The organism is Nostoc sp. (assembly GCF_041747015.1).
Classification (GTDB): Bacteria; Cyanobacteriota; Cyanobacteriia; order Cyanobacteriales; family Nostocaceae; genus Nostoc.
Genome location: NZ_JBGTFY010000170.1, coordinates 1 through 15,520 on the forward strand (window position 1 = coordinate 1; position 15,520 = coordinate 15,520).

The window sequence follows — 15,520 nt, forward strand, 5'->3', positions numbered from 1 at the left end:
TCTGTCGCCATTAGCACAGATGGGCAGACTATTGTCAGTGGCGATGGTGACGGCACTGTGCGGTTGTGGAACCTGCAAGGTCATCCCCTAGCTAAACCCTTCTCTGCTCATCCGGGTGGTGTCAATTCTGTTGCCATTAGCACAGATGGGCAGACAATTGTCAGTGGCGGTAATTACGGCACAGTGCGGTTGTGGAACCTACAAGGTTATTCCCTGGCTGAACCCTTTGGTGGTCATGAAAATTATGTCAGGTCTGTCGCTATTAGCACAGATGGGCAGACAATTGTCAGTAGCGGTCGTGACGGCACTGTGCGGTTGTGGAACCTGCAAGGTCATCCCCTGGCTGAACCCTTCCGTGGTCATGCGGGTGGTGTCAATTCTGTCGCCATTAGCACAGATGGGCAGACTATTGTCAGTGGCGGTGGTGACGGTACAGTGCGGTTGTGGAACCGGCAAGGTCATCCCCTGGCTGAACCCTTCCGTGGTCATGCGGGTGGTGTCAGTTCTGTCGCCATTAGCACAGATGGGCAGACTATTGTCAGTGGCGGTGGTGACGGTACAGTGCGGTTGTGGTGGGGTGGTTGGCGTGCATGGTTGCAAGTCTGTTGCGACAGGTTGCGTTACCATCCCATCTTCACCAATCCGCAAACAGAGGAAGCAAAAGCCGCTTGTGAAGTCTGCCGTAAATATGTTTGGAGTAAAGAAGAAGATAAAAGCGGGGATTAATGAGAAGAAAACAGGACAAATAAACCTCTAATCTCCAAAGTTGAGGCTCAGAACACCAGTTTTCACCTTTAGAACTCGGAACTCCGACCTTTGAACTCGGAACTCCGACCTTTGAACTCGGAACTTCGACCTTTGAACTCGGAACTCCGACCTCTGAACTCGGAACTCCGACCTTTGAACTCGGAACTCCGACCTCTGAACTCGGAACTTCGACCTTTGAACTGCAACAGCCGAGATCCAAGGGTAAATACTGGTGAATGAAGGGCAATTATGCAAGTAAATTGGGAGCATCGCTTTCAATACGGTTCGGTTAAGATCCCCCCGCCTGTGGCGACCCCCTTAAAAAGGGGGTAAAAGAGGGTTATAAGCCCCCCTTAAAAAGGGGGGTTGGGGGGATCTCCGAGGAATGAACACGTTAACCGAACCGTATTGGTATCGCTTTGATAATCAAAAATGCTTTGGCGTAGCCCATCGGAGCGATCGCTTGTAGTCTAATGGTGCATCTACGCTTACTCTGAAAACTCGGATGTTCTAAACTGGAACTACATTGTTAGCGATCGCTAATCGCACAAATCACATTATAATAATCATTCTGGAACAAGCACTCGATACAATTAGCTTGCCTCCCACCAGAGCAGCAATAAATGCTACTAGAAATTAGATAGGAGGTAAACAATAATGCTACGAACCATTGAAGGAATTTATAAAAACGGCAAAATCGAACTAGCCCAAATACCACAAGGTGTTACTGAAAGCAGAGTTTTTGTAACTTTCTTAGAAACAAAAGCCACGACTTGGCCAGAAACGATTATGCAACATCAAGGTGTAATAGAAGGTATCCTTTTTGAGTCCTATCGAGACGAACTGCTACCACCTAACGAAATCGACTTGTAATGATGGGTTACTTACTCGATACCTGCGTAATTAGTGATTTTGTCAAGGGAGAAGAAAACACTCTCAAGTTATTAAAGTCTACTAATCCCACTGATATTTTTATTTCCTCCTTAACAGTAATGGAGGTGAAGTACGGATTAGCAATCAATCCCCAACGTGCCTTAAAAATTCAATCATTGATTGAAGCATTATTAGGTTCGATTACAATTTTACCTTTTGGTGTGGCAGAAGCAGAACTTGCTGCCCAAATTAGAAGTATTTTGAAAACAGCAGGTACTCCTATCGGTGCTTATGATGTGCTGATCGCAGCAACAGCACTAACTCACAATCATATTGTTGTAACATCTAATATTCGAGAATTTCAAAGAGTACCTAGCTTGCAAATAGAGAATTGGCGTTATTCTTAAGTTACGTATCTTTCTCCTGATCGCATTCTTGAATCGGAGTTGCTAGTCCTTCTTTTATAGATTCTCCTATTTCAGGTATAGATAACAAGTAAAGAGTCTCCTGAATTGCAGACCAGTCTTTTTGGGCCAGCAGAATCGCATTACCGCGATCGCCCTGAGTAATCACAGGCTTACCCTGCTCTGCAACTTGGTCTATTAGCTCTTGTAAATTATTTTGAGCGTCGTTGACAGAAAGCGAAGACATCATGCTTTTTTAGCTGACGATAACTTTACTTTAGTTTATCTACAAACTTATGCAAGTAAGTAGGGAGCGTGCATATTAAAATATGCGAATCAAAGGCGTAGGCGTAGCCCGTCGGAGACATCGCTCTGATAACATCGCTTGGTTTCTAATGGTGCGTCTACACTTACCCTGAAAACTCGGATGCTCTAAACTGGAACTACATTGTTTGCGATCGCTGATGGCACAAATTACATTTAAGGTTGAAGCATTTTGGGATTCAGACGCAGAAGTTTGGGTAGCAGCTAGTAATGACATCCCTGGATTGGTAACAGAAGCTTCTACGATTGAGCTTCTGACGCAAAAGCTACGAGAAGTAATTCCAGAACTGATCATTCTCAACAAAATTGTCCCTTCTGACTTTGAACAACAACATGATCCAAGGGTGAATGATGGTGAGTCAAAGGCGTAGGGTAGCTCGTCGGAGCGATCGCGGTCATTTTCCAAACCATGACTAAAAATTAGCTGTATCTCTTGTTGAGTTAGAACTTTGGCTCGACCGTGCCGATTGATTTTCATTGCCCCAACTGTAGACCCTGTATCACAGCCTACACCTGATCTAAGCCCCAGCGATACCCGTTTCTACGTCTAAGGATATAAGTTTATTTAATTTTGAGAGATTAATGAGATATTAAGTAGAAAAACGTTCTTCAGATAGAAACTTATGGCAACCGAGCAAGAGCTTCAATCTCTTTTTAATAACTTAGATCGCGATCAAGACGGCAAAGTGTCCATTAATGAGCTTTTTTTAAGTCCTGGCTTAAGTGCAATCATCTCATCAGAAACAAATACCAGTAGCCCCCAGGAGTTGCTAGTACGATATGATTCAGACGAAGACGGTAGTATTACCTTTGAAGAGTTAAAGGAAGCAGTTAAGAAAGCAGATAATTTTGTTGAGAACTAAAAAATATTGGTTCAGGTGACAATTTTGGCTGGTTTGCAGTTTGCTACAGCTAAATGTCACGTCAACATTCATTAACGTAATATCACAATTCTGCTGTTCCCCATAGCCCTAGCAGCCATTAAAGCTGTCTAGGGTTTTAACGCTCTTAACGGTGAAGCCAGAGAACATACGCCGCCTACGCGAGTTGAACAATAATTGTGAGGATGACGACTAACCCCGCCCTCACCACCAAACCCCGCATAAACCTTTGATTCCCTATGGCGATCGCCTCAGCCTGGAGGCTGGGGAAAAGGCGACACAAGCCTTTGAGCTTTTCTTAGAGGATGTTTGAAAAGTATTTGGCTGTGATTTGACGCACTTATAGATCCCCCCTAACCCACGCCAGTCACTCATGGGGGAAACCCCCATCGCTTTTAGCCTCTCCCCTTCTCCCAAAGGGAGAGGCTAGCGCCTTCGCGGAGCGTCTCGTAGAGAAGGGAGAAGACCGCGCTGGCTCCACTTAAAAAAGGGGGAACCGGAATCAAAGTCCCCCTTCTTTAAGGGGAGCCACTGCGTTGGGCGGGTTTCCCGACTTGAAGCACGTGGCGTGGATTTAGGGGGATCTAGAACGTTTTGATACTGGCAATAGGACTTTTCAAACATCCTCTTGGTGCGATTCGGCTCAGAACTCCAGTTTTCACCTTCAGAACTCGGAACTTCGACCTTTGAACTCGGCACTTCAACCTTTGAACTCGGCACTTCAACCTTTGAACTCGGCACTTCGACCTCTGAACTCGGAACTTCAACCTCTGAACTCGGAACTCCGACCTCTGAACTCGGCACTTCGACCTCTGAACTCAAAACTTCGACCTTTGAACTGCAACAGCCGAGATCCAAGGGTAAATACTGGTGAATGAAGGGCAATTATGCAAGTAAGTTGGAGGCATCGCTTTGATAATCAAAATTGCCATCGCTTGTAGTCTGATGGTGCATCTACACTTATCCTGAAAACTCGGATGTTCTAAACTGGAACTACATTGTTAGCGATCGCTGATGGCACAAATTACATTTAAGGTTGAAGCATTTTGGGATTCAGACGCAGAAGTTTGGGTAGCAGCTAGTGATGACATCCCTGGATTGGTAACAAAAGCTTCTACGATAGAGCTTCTGACGCAAAAACTACGAGAAATAATTCCAGAACTGATCATTCTCAACAAAATTGTCTATACCTACTCTCTCTCCAAAATTTGATCAACTTCATTTTCAATTGCTGAATATCTGGACTTGGCACAATCCACCATCTCTGGTCACAAAACACTCAAGGCTGAATAGTTTTTGCTGACTGGTTAAATAACAAATCTCGTAACTTATCTAGATCAGGCGCTTGAGTTTTAAATGCTTCGCCTTTTTCGTAGGCGCGAATTGTTGCCGGACGGGCTTTAATTGTTTCAAACCAACGCTTGAGGTGAGGAAAATCCTCTAGGTTTTGGCTTTGGATCTCATGGGCTACAATCCAGGGATAAGCAGCAATATCGGCGATGGAATAATCGCCAGCTACAAATTCTCTATCTGCTAATTGCTTATTCAGCACTGCATATAAGCGCCCTGTCTCATTGACGTAGCGGTTAATGGCATACTCAATCTTTTCGGGAGCGTAGGTGCTAAAGTGATGATTTTGTCCCGCCATTGGCCCCAGCCCTGCCATTTGCCAAAACAACCATTCTAAAACTTGAGTGCGACTACGCAAATCTTGGGAAATTAATTTCCCGGTTTTTTCTGCTAAATACAGCAAAATTGCACCAGACTCAAATACAGAAATTGGCACACCTTTATCTGCTGGTTCGTCGTCAACGATCGCCGGCATCCGATTGTTAGGAGAAATCTTCAAAAATTCCGGCTTAAATTGCTCACCAGCCGCAATATTCACAGGAACGATATTATAGGGTAGTCCGACTTCTTCCAAGAAAATTGTAACTTTATGACCGTTTGGGGTTGGCCAATAATAAAATTCAATCATGGGTTGTTTCTCCTAAAGTGTTTGATTTAGTAGGGGCGTGTATTGGATTAACTAATAACTGCTATAAATTATAATCTCTCTACTACTGACTTCTTCTTTACCAAACTGCTATCTTTGATGAAAAAGAGGATTGTTCAGCAATACCAGAGCGTTCTGCACGGTTTGCTAATTAAGAGTGAGATGGTCGGCGGTATGAGGTGATTTAGCGATCGCTGCCCAAACTCTGTGGTGAACTTGAAGAATTGACTCAGGATATTTTACTTGGAGTAATGTCGCTAGTTCTCGGTCAAATACTTCTACTTTTTCTGGTGTCAAGCTAGCTCCCACACCAGCACTGGCACGAATTCGTCCCCGCCAATCTTCGTGTGTATAAGGCACAAATACATCGTAAGAAAATGTTCGGATTTCTCGGAATCCTCCTTCTCCAATGTCTTGTAACCACAAAGGATACAACCCAGTACCGCCGCCCAGTTTCCACGCTGGATTATGATCTGCTATCAGTTGTTCCGTTGCTTCGACTATATTACCTTTTAAGGGTATCCAATCAAAATGAGCGATCGCAATTAAGCCATTCGCTCTCAATATCCGAGTAATTTCCTGGACGGACTGGGCACGGTCAAACCAATGCCAACACTGTCCAGCTGTCACCACATCAGCGCTTGCGTCTGGTAACTCTGTATTTTCGGCAGTTGCGACTCGATAATCTACTGGAAGTTGGGCAGATTCGCTTAAATATCTCGCTTGTTCTAGAAGTGAGATTGATGGGTCTATGCCAATCACACAAGCACCTCTATCGGCAAAGCCTCGCGCTAGTGTTCCTGTTCCTGTACCGAGGTCAACAATGTTTTGTCCTGGTAAACCTATGCCGTATTCAGACAGTTTGTTAAATAATGAACTGGGAAAGCCAGCACGGTGTTTTGCATAATCGACGGCAGTTGCACCAAAATCAATTTTCATAGATTCAAAATTACTCTTGTAACAATTGTCTAGGCTAGAAGTTCTCTACCCACGGACGTAGTTCTACCTTCCATGTCGAGGTGCTGCGAGGTTGACGTAAGATGCTGAGATGATGCGATCGCAGTCGCAAAACTAACCGCCCCAATTTTACTACTTAGTTAGGTGAGTTTCTCAATTTGACCAGCAGCTAAAACGACGGTTATTTTCTCTTTCGCAAATAGGTGGGCTAAAAATGTACTAAGTCCACTACCTGCTCCCACTATCAAACCTGTTGTTGCCAATAATTTCAATTCTCCGCCCGATTGATGTTCTAATTCTAATTGTTCTTCTTTTTGATTCCAATACATCTGTCTTCAGTAGGTAAAACTCCAAATGTCCCTTTGATAAGGTTGTTAATAATACTACTTAATTACAATTGGAGTAAATAATGACATACACCCAAACTAACGATCCAACTATTCGTGAACATGTTCAAGCTTGGCAAAAATTGGATGTGGATCAACAACTGGCTTTATTTTGGTTTATCTATAAAGAAATGGGTAGTTCAATTACTCCAGCAGCTCCTGGTGCTAGCACTGTTTCCCCAGAAATCGCTGAAGGTTTATTTAATCAAGTTAAAGAATTATCTCACGAACAACAATTACAAGTTCAGCGTGACTTAATTAATAAAGTAGATAACCTAATTTCTCGTGAATACGGCTCTTTGGGTGATACTACTAAGCTACTTTTTTGGTATAGATTATCTCAAGGTATGGAAAATGGTACTATCATTCCTATACCTTCTGACTATCAAATTCCTTCAGAATGTCAAGCATTGTTAACCAAAATTCAAGGATTAGCCTTTGAGCAGCAGATTACTCTTTTCCGTGACTATGTTTCACCAATGGGTGCTGAATCAAAACCAGGCGCAGAGATTTAGCAATTTTAGAACTAAAGTTTTGAACTTTTTAGGCTGCTTCCGGTTAGATATGTAGCCTATAACTATTAGTGTAAACTTCAGGAAAAATCTGATTTGTTTCGAGGTTTTGCTCTCATCCCCTAACCTCATCTCCCAAGTTGGGAGATGAGGGCTAGCTCATTAGCTGACAATTCTCACTTGATAAGTTTTTGTTAATTAAGTACTTAATTAATTCGAGGTATTTATGACTTCTACCAACATCAACTTTTTAGAACAAGGTGTATCAAAATTCCAGAGTTTGGATCAAGACGATCGCCTGAGTGTACTAGCATCACTTTACCATGAAATTTCTGGTGAAATTCCAGCGATCGCTCTCAATAATGCGCCAAACGAAAAGACTGCAAATTTAGTTGCACAAATTCAAAACCAGCCCCAAGCAGAACAGCTTTTGGCTTTGCGTCAATTGCTAAACCAAGATGAAGTAACTGAAGAGTATGCTTCGATGAATGCTGATGATAAATTAGCTTTTTGGTATCAATTAGCCCAAAACTTGGGAACCTCAATTATCGGTGTACCAAATGACTATATATCGTCTGAAAAAGCTACAGAAGTAATAGATTTACTTGACACACCCAACATTGAAGATTTAGTGACTTTCTTCAAGCGGGTGCTGTAAAAGTTTTGAGTCAAAAATCGTAAGTAGAGCGATGCCTCACCTTTATTTTTTGCTAAAAATGGCCATAAAGTTGTCAATTTTGAACAATTGGGTATAGCAGTTACTTTATTAAACCGAATGATCTAGAAGTTGTACCTCTTCAAAGCCGCTAGTTGCTGTTCTCAATTGGATGGAATATTAAGTAAGTAATCGAACGGAATAAATTACACAATGTCATTGCGAATACTTCTCTCGCAATGACTGTAAATATTTTTGTACGCCTACTTAGTTCGCAAGGGACACACAGTTAACTGTGTGTCCCTTGCCGCGTATTAGAGGTTGTTTGAAAAATCCTATTGTAGAGTTCAATACGGTTCAGTTAGCGCAAAAAACCTTAAGCTGCGTAGGTTGGGTTGAGGAACGAAACCCAACATTTAGGCAGGTTTGTTGGGTTTCGCAAAGCCTCAACCCAACCTATGATTCTCCTTAACTGAACCGTATTGTTGTAGAGTTCCCTAAGCTGATTCTGAAAATTGTTCATCAAGACGGCGAAACAAAAATACCCAAAGTGGTAGAGAACTGTTAATCGCAATCAGCCGCACTAAATGACCAGTTGTAACAATTTCCACATTATGATTCAATGCCAAGGAAACCAGAATCATTTCTGCTGAACCTCCTGGTGCTGTGACTAAGAGACAGGTTAACCAGTCCCAAGAGGTTAATTGCATAGCAAGTATAGCAGCGATCGCTCCGCTTGCGAGGGTCATCACTACACACATCAAGGCATAGCCGATGGTTCCTTTGGTAAAGTTGGGTTTGTCTCCCCAATATTCACCAATAGTAATTCCCAGAAGCATTTGACCCAAAAAGTTAATTAAAGGCGGCGGACTAAAGCTAATATCACCCACGAAAGGCAGCCAATTAAGCAAAGGATTAAAGCCGATACCAATCAACAAGGCACCAAAGAAATCGCCAGCCGGAATTTTAAATAATATAGCTGGATAGACTACTAATCCAGTGATTAGCAGTACTAACAAGAGTAATTCTAGTTGAGATGCATCGAGATTGAGCCAAGCACTATTAGTTGAAAGTCTTTGTGGATAGTAATTACCAGCTGATGTCCTAGCAATGAAGGGAATTAGCACAACTATTGAGGTGACGCGAATTGCCTGAACTAGGGCAACTAAACTAACATTTTTATTGTAATCGGCGGCGATCGCTGCCATAACTCCGACACCGCCTGGAACTGTAGCCAGCATTGCTGTCAAAATGTTGGTTTTGCTGACACGGGAGTAAATGTAACCAATGCCGCTTCCACTCAACAGCAGAAACAAACTCAGAAAAATAAAGATCGGAATACTAGAAACAACACTAGCTAGATTAGCGTGAGCATTGGAAGCGCCGATAGTTAAGCCGACAAGTGCCATTCCCACTTTTCTAGCAGTGCGGTTAGGTTGGGGGGAGTATTTATAGAAAACCCGACAGCCTTGAAGAACCACAGTACCAGCAGCAATCCCGCCAAATATCCAGGCAATCCCGCCAATATGGAACTTTGCCAAAAGTAAACATAAAGGTAATGCCAAAAGCATTTCCAAAGCAAGGACAATTGCTTGTTTTACAAATAGCTGCTGTTTGCCAATAGTCGGATTTTTATGAGTAAGTTTTTCTGGGGTGGGAGGAACGCTTAGGCTTTCATTCATCAATACAAGCTTTTCTATTAATTTACAGCAGTTTTCATTTATTTTGCTCGCAGGGGTATCGCAATGCCTATGCAGCAAATCTATGCGCTCCTCCCCTGCGAGTCTATTTACCTGAAAATCGCTGTAATTTAGAGAAAACTACCCTGTATAAGAGTTACCGATTCTGTCCACAAAGACGTTGTGGGACAATGGCAAACGACCTGGATTCAAGCGTGGCTCTGCTGCATAGCCAACAGGAACTAAGACAGCGATCGCTAAATCTGGATTATCCCCAGCACCAATCACTTCTTTCACCTGATCCTCAACCCAACCGTTCATAAAGCAAGTGGACAATCCCAAACTTTCTGCTGCTAACACCAAATGAGTAGCGGCAATGATGGCATCTTTGATGGCATATTCGCGTTTCTTGTCGCCTAGCCCAGCTTGAAATTGCGGAACAGCAGTTTTAAAGTAGTTTACCGTGCCTTCATTCCATGCACCAGTTTCAATTGCTCGCTCAAAAATCGGGGTCAAATCTTGTTCACCTACCTTAGGATCGGCAGCAAATACAAAGGTTACAGGTGCTTGGACAATTTGCTGTTGATTCCACGATGCTGCTGATAGTGCTGCCTTTTGCGCCTGATCTTGCACGAGAATAATTTGCCAGTCCTGGATATTAAAGCTGCTGGGCGCGGCCACGGTCAACTCTACCAGTTGCTTGAGCAGTTCTGGGGCGATGGGATCTGTTTTAAAAGTTTTGATCGAACGACGTTGAGCGATCGCACTGGGTACATCTAAAGCTTGGATTTGGGTAATGGAACTCATAAGATTCTCAGGGTAGTTGAGTTATGACCGAATAATTCGTAATTAGGATATAAGATTACGCATTAGCGACCGGCTCATTAGCAGCCGGCCAAAATGGATAGTCTGTATATCCTTTTTCATCGCCACCATAAAAGCTTGCTTGATTTGGTTCATTTAGTGGTGCATTTAAAGCCAAGCGTCGGGGTAAATCGGGATTTGATATAAATAGTGTGCCAAAGGCAACTAAATCTGCTGCTTTGTTTGCCAGTACAGCATTGCCTTTTTCACGGGTATAACCACCATTAACCATGAGTGTACCTGTAAAGCGATCGCGTATATGACTAGTGGGTACAATTATCCCGCCATGTCTGATATCTGCCTCTGTTGCCTCATAAATATGCAGATATGCCAAATTAAATTGATTCAAGGCTTGAGTCGCATAACCGAATGTCTCCAGAGGATTAGAGTCACGCATATCGTTAAAAGTCCCACTGGGAGAAAAACGTACTCCGACTCGGTTAGAATCCCACACACTAGTTACTGCCTCTGTTACCTCCAACAGAAATCGAGTCCGATTCTCAATGGCACCCCCATATTGATCTGTGCGCTGATTCGTACCATCCCGAAGAAACTGATCTATTAAATAACCATTGGCTGAGTGAATTTCTACCCCATCAAACCCAGCTGCCAGGGCATTTGCCGCTCCCTGACGGTACTGTTCTACTATCTCCGGTATCTCTGAAGTTTCTAAAGCACGGGGAGTTACAAAAGGTTTTGGCCCCTCATAAGTTGAGGCATCACCTTTAGGAGCAATGGCAGAAGGTGCAACAGGTAAAGCTCCATCCGGTTGTAAGTCAGGATGGGAAATCCTGCCTACGTGCCATAGTTGCAGAAAAATTCTCCCTCTCTGCTGATGTACACTATCGGTCACTAACTTCCACCCTTCCACCTGTTCTGGTGAATAAATTCCTGGTGTACTGGGATAGCCCTGTCCTTCAGGAATTACCTGTGTTGCTTCCGCAATAATCAGTCCGGCGGAAGCACGTTGCACGTAGTAAGTAGCATTCAGTTGATGCGGTACGTTTCCCTCAGCTGCCCTGTTTCGGGTTAAGGGTGCCATTATTATCCGGTTAGGTAGTTCCAGATTCCCTAATTGGTAAGTAGAGAATAAGTTGATATCAGTTGTCATGTGCTTTGCTCCAATTCAAAATTCCGAACCCCACCTCACACCACGGGGTAGGGGCACAGCATTGCTGTACCCCTACGACAGATGTAGTTTAAATACTAAACAATCGACCGAATAACGCCACCATCTACTCGCAAAGCTGCACCATTAGTTGCTGAAGCTACGGGACTAGAAAGGTAAACTACGATCGCTGCTACTTCTTCATTAGTTGCAAAGCGTTTAATTAAGGAAGTTGGACGCACATTCTGAAAAAACTCAGCCTCAACTTCAGCAGTAGTGATACCGCGTTCTTGTGCCAGTTTGGTGATAAATTCTTCAACGCCTTCTGAACGGGTTGGCCCTGGTAAGACGGAGTTTACTGTGACTCCAGTCCCGACAGTCATTTCTGCTAGACCTCGGGCAACGGCTAGTTGCGCTGTCTTAGTTGTGCCATAGTGAATCATTTCCACTGGGATCTGAACACCAGATTCGCTGGAGATAAAAATTATCCGCCCCCAGTTTTGCTCTAGCTGCTTTTGCAGATATTGCCGACTCAAACGAACTCCGCTCAGAACGTTAACCTCAAATATCTTCAACCAGTCTTCATCAGTAATATCAAAGAACGCTTTTGGCTCATAAATACCTAAATTATTTATGAGAATATCAACGTGAGGAACTTTTTGAAAGAGTTGCTCTACTCCTGATGCTGTGGCTGCGTCAGCAACAACACCAGAAACTTTCGCGTCGGGTGTAGAATGCTTAATTTTAGCGATCGCTTCAGCTACTCTTTCTTCAGAGCGACCGTTAACAATCACTGATGCACCTTCTTGAACTAGTCCAAGGGCGATCGCCAAACCAATACCTGCGGTTGAACCACTCACTAGCGCGGATTTACCATGCAATTTCAAGTCCATTTCACTCTCTCTCTAATTTACCCAACAGAGCATTGAGTGCTGAGTAAATTAAAAAGTACTCAGCACTCGGAACTCAGCACTCAGCACTAATTTAAAGATGCTGTGCTAAGGTCTTATTCAAGGTGGTTTTTGGGACTGCCCCTACGACAGTATCGACCTGCCGACCTCCCTTAAAAACCATCAGCGTTGGGATGCTACGAATTCCATAATGGCTGGCGACAGTCGGATTTTGATCTGTGTTCAGCTTCACAAATTTCACCTGTCCTTCGTATTCAACAGCAACTTCATCGACGACTGGCCCAACCATCCGGCAGGGCCCACACCACGGAGCCCAAAAGTCTACTAAGACTGGAATTGTACTTTCCAAGACTTCTTGCTTGAATGTGGCTTCTGTAACATTTGTAATGGATGACATAAATTGCCTTCCTGATTTAATTCTATAATTCGATAATATCGAATAATAAGAATATATGCCACCTGATGAGATAATGCAAGTATGAGATTTCTTTATCATCCAGATCGAAAAAATATTTCTTTACCGGGAGTGCTGTATGCCTTGGGCGATCCAGTGCGGCTAGAGATTGTGCGCCTGCTGGCCGCTGAGGGAGAACAATGCTGTGCCAGATTTGATTTTGCGATCGCTAAGTCTACTATGTCCAATCACTTCAAGATTTTGCGGGAGTCGGGCGTAGTCTTGACACGCAAAGAAGGGACACATCACATTAACATCCTGCGGCGTGAAGATTTAGAGGGGCTGTTTCCAGGGTTGTTGGATGCAGTATTGAAAGCCGCTCAACCATTGCCTATTGACCCCAGCAGTACTAAACAAACAGCTTCGATGATTTAGGGGTATTGGGTATTGGGCATTGGGTATTGGGCATTGGGCATTGGGTATGAATTGTTTAAGAATCTTCTCGTTTTTCTTTCTGTGTTTCTAAATCAGCAAAGATATCATGTTGTTCTCGAAAAACTCTTGAAGTATGAGATAAACCTAAATCTATAGAGAGTAAATCAAGACCGTCAATAATTTTGGGTATCTGAGCTTGATCAACTTGCAGACCAAGAAAGCATTTTTCCCTGTAATCTGGTCTTCCCTGAAATAGTTCGACCGCTCTTTTTAAAGGGCGCATAACCTCATAGGCTTTTTCAGCCTTCTCAATTGATGCTTGAGGGATTGGAGATTGCAGCCTGAGAATTGCTAGATCAATTAAATCTCTTGCCTCAACGCTGTTATCCATGTAACGGTCAGAATTTGACAGCAGCTTAGAGGTAAAACAGTCATTAAAGCTTAAGCAGGGAACGAGAGACCACTTTGGATATCTTGGTGGGTCTAGTTGAAAACGAGTTTCGGCAATAATTTCTGTTTTAATAAGCACATCATCTACAATAACTATCATCCGAATTCCATATTGGTCGGTTGTGCTACGTCCAACTTGAATTTTACTTAAATCCCGAAATAATGCTTCATGCCCACCATCAAATACAACTGTACGCAGGTATTTGTAGCCTTCTGTACCAACAAAAGCGATAAAATCAACGTCCTTACTCCAACGATATTCTTCAAACTCAAATGCAAGAAGGGTTCCGCCACCGAAGTAAGCAGAACCCTTCTTAAGTATGTCAGAATCTAAGGATTCAAGAACTGTGAGAATTTGATTATGGTGTTCTAACCTGAAGTTCATAAAGAAACTTGCAACCAGGATTTATGGTGTCTGGCAAGTTCCTGAAGAAAATTAAGTTCTTCACCCTCAAGATTATCAAATAGATTGTGATATTGCCAGCCACGCTCGTAGCGACTCAGCATTTGTTCTGAAGTAAAGCGATATACATCGGCGGTCTGCCAACAAATTGACTCCAGAAAAGGCAACTTCTTAGGGACAGTAACAGGATTAATTGTTTGTGTTGCGGTTGTCATAACTCTTTTAATCAACCACTGTAGGCTTACTTTAATTTTAGATTAGCACTAGCGATTTTGAAATTCAGTTTTATTATAACTATAAATTATCCGGGCTGGGGTAAACTCTTCCTTTCCAAGCACCGCCGCGCCCTTGCCAGTGACGTAGTGCTGAGTCTAGAGTCATCAGGGTATAGAGAAAAGCGATCGCTGGTAAACTAAATGCTAGCCAGAAAGAACATTTATAAAAGCGGATCGTCGGGTAGTAAGCCAAGGCCATTAACAGCCATCCTAATAAACCTGTAAATGCGTAGACGTAATGCGTCTTGTCGCCAGACATCGCCCAATTGCCCCAAAATGCACCCAAAATCACACTCACAGGTGCAACTAGATAAATTAAAATCATGCCTACCAAAGTTCCCAGCAGTAGTAATGGCGAATAATTCAGTTGGGTATAAGCAGTACGAGCAACCATATCCCAAATCATCGCCAGCGAGTCATAGGGACGCAAACTGTGAGTTAAAGTACTCAATCCTAGCCAGATATGACCACGGGAGAAAGAAGAATTACTTTGTCTTCCAATCTGCTTAACAGCTTGAGCAAGGGCGCAATCATCAATTAAAGCTTGGCGAATAACTTGAATACCGCCGATTCGCTCTAAAGCTTCACGGGCGATCAGAATAGATCCCCCGGCGGCGGCGGCTGTGCGATTGTTGGGATTATTCACCCAGCGAAAGGGATAGAGTTTTTGAAAGAAAAAGACGAAAGCCGGAATCAAAAGTTTTTCCCAAAAGCTTTCACACCTGAGTCGCACCATTACAGAAACCAGGTCTAAATCTTCCTGCACAGCTTTGGCTACGAGTCGGCGGAGATTACCAGGATCATGTTCGATATCTGCGTCGGTCAGCAAAAAATAGTCAGGTGCAAATTTACTCGCACTATTTATACCTTGCTCAACTGCCCAAAGTTTGCCAGACCAACCAGGAGGCAGTGAAGCGCCTGAGATAATATGCAATTGCTGAGGTTTACCTACAGCGCGTGCAACCCCTTCGGCAAAATTTGCTGTACCGTCTGTGCTGCGATCGTCTACTAAAAACACGTTGAAAGAACCAGGATAATCTTGAAGTAGGAGCGATCGCAAGCTGGTTGATATCAAATCAGCTTCGTTACGCGCTGGAACCACCACACAAACCACAGGTAACGATTGTAGTTGAGTTTCTGTAACCTCTAATTGCTGGTCTGTCTGCCAAAACTGCCCCCGAAAAAACAATAATCCCAACCAAATTGTTGAGGATAAAAACATTAATCCTAATACAATTACATCCATGATCTATTGCAAATTATTAG

The 15,520-nt window shown here is 43.3% G+C and carries 24 protein-coding genes and 1 pseudogene; 11 read left to right on the plus strand and 14 right to left on the minus strand.

Features of this window, described 5'->3' with window-relative positions; genetic code table 11:
• The 4 genes from ACEW80_RS13475 to ACEW80_RS13490 all read left to right on the plus strand — a co-directional run.
• On the plus strand, window positions 1-726 hold a 726-nt coding region (locus ACEW80_RS13475; protein WP_373527068.1), incomplete at its 5' end, for a WD40 repeat domain-containing protein.
• A 90-nt stretch (window positions 727-816) separates the two neighbouring features.
• On the plus strand, window positions 817-987 hold the full coding sequence (locus ACEW80_RS13480) for a hypothetical protein (protein WP_373527069.1): 171 nt from the start codon (window positions 817-819) through the stop codon (window positions 985-987).
• A gap of 417 nt (window positions 988-1,404) precedes the next feature.
• The gene (locus ACEW80_RS13485; protein WP_373527070.1) at window positions 1,405-1,620 is read left to right on the plus strand and encodes a hypothetical protein; all 216 of its coding nucleotides are present in this window, start codon (window positions 1,405-1,407) and stop codon (window positions 1,618-1,620) included.
• Window positions 1,621-1,622: 2 nt separating this feature from the next.
• A complete protein-coding gene (locus tag ACEW80_RS13490; RefSeq protein WP_373527104.1) occupies window positions 1,623-2,027 on the plus strand; it encodes a type II toxin-antitoxin system VapC family toxin in 405 nt (134 codons plus the stop codon).
• Between the two features lies 1 nt (window position 2,028).
• Here ACEW80_RS13490 and ACEW80_RS13495 read toward each other — a convergent pair whose 3' ends face one another.
• The gene (locus tag ACEW80_RS13495; protein WP_373527071.1) at window positions 2,029-2,274 is read right to left on the minus strand and encodes a type II toxin-antitoxin system Phd/YefM family antitoxin; all 246 of its coding nucleotides are present in this window, start codon (window positions 2,272-2,274) and stop codon (window positions 2,029-2,031) included.
• A gap of 214 nt (window positions 2,275-2,488) precedes the next feature.
• On the opposite strand from ACEW80_RS13495, the gene ACEW80_RS13500 reads away from it, so the two are divergent.
• A complete protein-coding gene (locus ACEW80_RS13500) occupies window positions 2,489-2,719 on the plus strand; it encodes a DUF1902 domain-containing protein (RefSeq protein ID WP_373527105.1) in 231 nt (76 codons plus the stop codon).
• A 14-nt stretch (window positions 2,720-2,733) separates the two neighbouring features.
• Here ACEW80_RS13500 and ACEW80_RS13505 read toward each other — a convergent pair.
• A pseudogene (locus tag ACEW80_RS13505) lies at window positions 2,734-2,826 on the minus strand (site-specific integrase); the annotation flags it as partial.
• 145 nt (window positions 2,827-2,971) lie between these two features.
• On the opposite strand from ACEW80_RS13505, the gene ACEW80_RS13510 reads away from it, so the two are divergent.
• A complete protein-coding gene (locus tag ACEW80_RS13510) occupies window positions 2,972-3,211 on the plus strand; it encodes an EF-hand domain-containing protein (protein WP_373527072.1) in 240 nt (79 codons plus the stop codon).
• Between the two features lie 175 nt (window positions 3,212-3,386).
• Here ACEW80_RS13510 and ACEW80_RS13515 read toward each other — a convergent pair whose 3' ends face one another.
• Complete coding sequence (locus ACEW80_RS13515) at window positions 3,387-3,512, minus strand: hypothetical protein (RefSeq protein WP_373527073.1); 126 nt, start codon at window positions 3,510-3,512, stop codon at window positions 3,387-3,389.
• Window positions 3,513-3,915: 403 nt separating this feature from the next.
• Here ACEW80_RS13515 and ACEW80_RS13520 point away from each other — a divergent pair, with 403 nt between their 5' ends.
• On the plus strand, window positions 3,916-4,107 hold the full coding sequence (locus ACEW80_RS13520; protein ID WP_373527074.1) for a hypothetical protein: 192 nt from the start codon (window positions 3,916-3,918) through the stop codon (window positions 4,105-4,107).
• A gap of 136 nt (window positions 4,108-4,243) precedes the next feature.
• Window positions 4,244-4,441, plus strand: coding sequence for a DUF1902 domain-containing protein (locus ACEW80_RS13525; protein WP_373527075.1), 198 nt, complete (start codon window positions 4,244-4,246; stop codon window positions 4,439-4,441).
• Between the two features lie 67 nt (window positions 4,442-4,508).
• Here ACEW80_RS13525 and ACEW80_RS13530 read toward each other — a convergent pair whose 3' ends face one another.
• The 3 genes from ACEW80_RS13530 to ACEW80_RS13540 all read right to left on the minus strand — a co-directional run bounded on the left by ACEW80_RS13530 (window position 4,509) and on the right by ACEW80_RS13540 (window position 6,511).
• Window positions 4,509-5,207, minus strand: coding sequence for a glutathione binding-like protein (locus ACEW80_RS13530; RefSeq protein WP_373527076.1), 699 nt, complete (start codon window positions 5,205-5,207; stop codon window positions 4,509-4,511).
• Window positions 5,208-5,372: 165 nt separating this feature from the next.
• Entirely contained in the window at window positions 5,373-6,164 is a 792-nt protein-coding gene (locus ACEW80_RS13535; protein ID WP_373527077.1) for a class I SAM-dependent methyltransferase, read from the minus strand.
• A gap of 158 nt (window positions 6,165-6,322) precedes the next feature.
• On the minus strand, window positions 6,323-6,511 hold the full coding sequence (locus ACEW80_RS13540) for a hypothetical protein (protein WP_373527078.1): 189 nt from the start codon (window positions 6,509-6,511) through the stop codon (window positions 6,323-6,325).
• Window positions 6,512-6,591: 80 nt separating this feature from the next.
• On the opposite strand from ACEW80_RS13540, the gene ACEW80_RS13545 reads away from it, so the two are divergent.
• Window positions 6,592-7,083 (plus strand): orange carotenoid protein N-terminal domain-containing protein, encoded by a 492-nt coding sequence (locus ACEW80_RS13545; RefSeq protein ID WP_373527079.1) that lies wholly within the window; start codon window positions 6,592-6,594, stop codon window positions 7,081-7,083.
• 223 nt (window positions 7,084-7,306) lie between these two features.
• The gene (locus ACEW80_RS13550; RefSeq protein ID WP_373527080.1) at window positions 7,307-7,738 is read left to right on the plus strand and encodes an orange carotenoid protein N-terminal domain-containing protein; all 432 of its coding nucleotides are present in this window, start codon (window positions 7,307-7,309) and stop codon (window positions 7,736-7,738) included.
• Between the two features lie 494 nt (window positions 7,739-8,232).
• On the opposite strand, the gene ACEW80_RS13555 is transcribed toward ACEW80_RS13550, so the two are convergent.
• From ACEW80_RS13555 to trxA, 5 genes are all read right to left on the minus strand, one after another.
• Window positions 8,233-9,417, minus strand: a complete 1,185-nt coding sequence (locus ACEW80_RS13555) for an AbrB family transcriptional regulator (RefSeq protein ID WP_373527081.1) — start codon at window positions 9,415-9,417, stop codon at window positions 8,233-8,235.
• A 138-nt stretch (window positions 9,418-9,555) separates the two neighbouring features.
• A complete protein-coding gene (locus ACEW80_RS13560; protein ID WP_373527082.1) occupies window positions 9,556-10,221 on the minus strand; it encodes a nitroreductase family protein in 666 nt (221 codons plus the stop codon).
• A 55-nt stretch (window positions 10,222-10,276) separates the two neighbouring features.
• Complete coding sequence (locus ACEW80_RS13565; RefSeq protein WP_373527083.1) at window positions 10,277-11,389, minus strand: alkene reductase; 1,113 nt, start codon at window positions 11,387-11,389, stop codon at window positions 10,277-10,279.
• A 95-nt stretch (window positions 11,390-11,484) separates the two neighbouring features.
• Window positions 11,485-12,279 carry an SDR family NAD(P)-dependent oxidoreductase gene (locus ACEW80_RS13570; protein WP_373527084.1) on the minus strand — a complete coding sequence of 265 codons (795 nt, stop codon included), beginning with the start codon at window positions 12,277-12,279 and terminating at the stop codon, window positions 11,485-11,487.
• Window positions 12,280-12,370: 91 nt separating this feature from the next.
• A complete protein-coding gene (gene trxA, locus ACEW80_RS13575; RefSeq protein WP_373527085.1) occupies window positions 12,371-12,694 on the minus strand; it encodes a thioredoxin in 324 nt (107 codons plus the stop codon).
• An 81-nt stretch (window positions 12,695-12,775) separates the two neighbouring features.
• Between trxA and ACEW80_RS13580 the strand changes: the two genes are divergently transcribed.
• Entirely contained in the window at window positions 12,776-13,126 is a 351-nt protein-coding gene (locus ACEW80_RS13580; RefSeq protein WP_373527086.1) for an ArsR/SmtB family transcription factor, read from the plus strand.
• Window positions 13,127-13,181: 55 nt separating this feature from the next.
• Here the strand turns inward: ACEW80_RS13580 and ACEW80_RS13585 are convergent, their stop codons facing one another.
• From ACEW80_RS13585 to ACEW80_RS13595, 3 genes are all read right to left on the minus strand, one after another.
• The gene (locus ACEW80_RS13585) at window positions 13,182-13,961 is read right to left on the minus strand and encodes a nucleotidyl transferase AbiEii/AbiGii toxin family protein (protein ID WP_373527087.1); all 780 of its coding nucleotides are present in this window, start codon (window positions 13,959-13,961) and stop codon (window positions 13,182-13,184) included.
• Window positions 13,958-14,194 (minus strand): hypothetical protein, encoded by a 237-nt coding sequence (locus tag ACEW80_RS13590; RefSeq protein ID WP_373527088.1) that lies wholly within the window; start codon window positions 14,192-14,194, stop codon window positions 13,958-13,960. The genes ACEW80_RS13585 and ACEW80_RS13590 overlap by 4 nt, the downstream gene beginning before the upstream one ends.
• A 79-nt stretch (window positions 14,195-14,273) precedes the next feature.
• The gene (locus tag ACEW80_RS13595) at window positions 14,274-15,500 is read right to left on the minus strand and encodes a glycosyltransferase (RefSeq protein WP_373527089.1); all 1,227 of its coding nucleotides are present in this window, start codon (window positions 15,498-15,500) and stop codon (window positions 14,274-14,276) included.
• Between the last annotated feature and the right edge of the window lie 20 nt (window positions 15,501-15,520).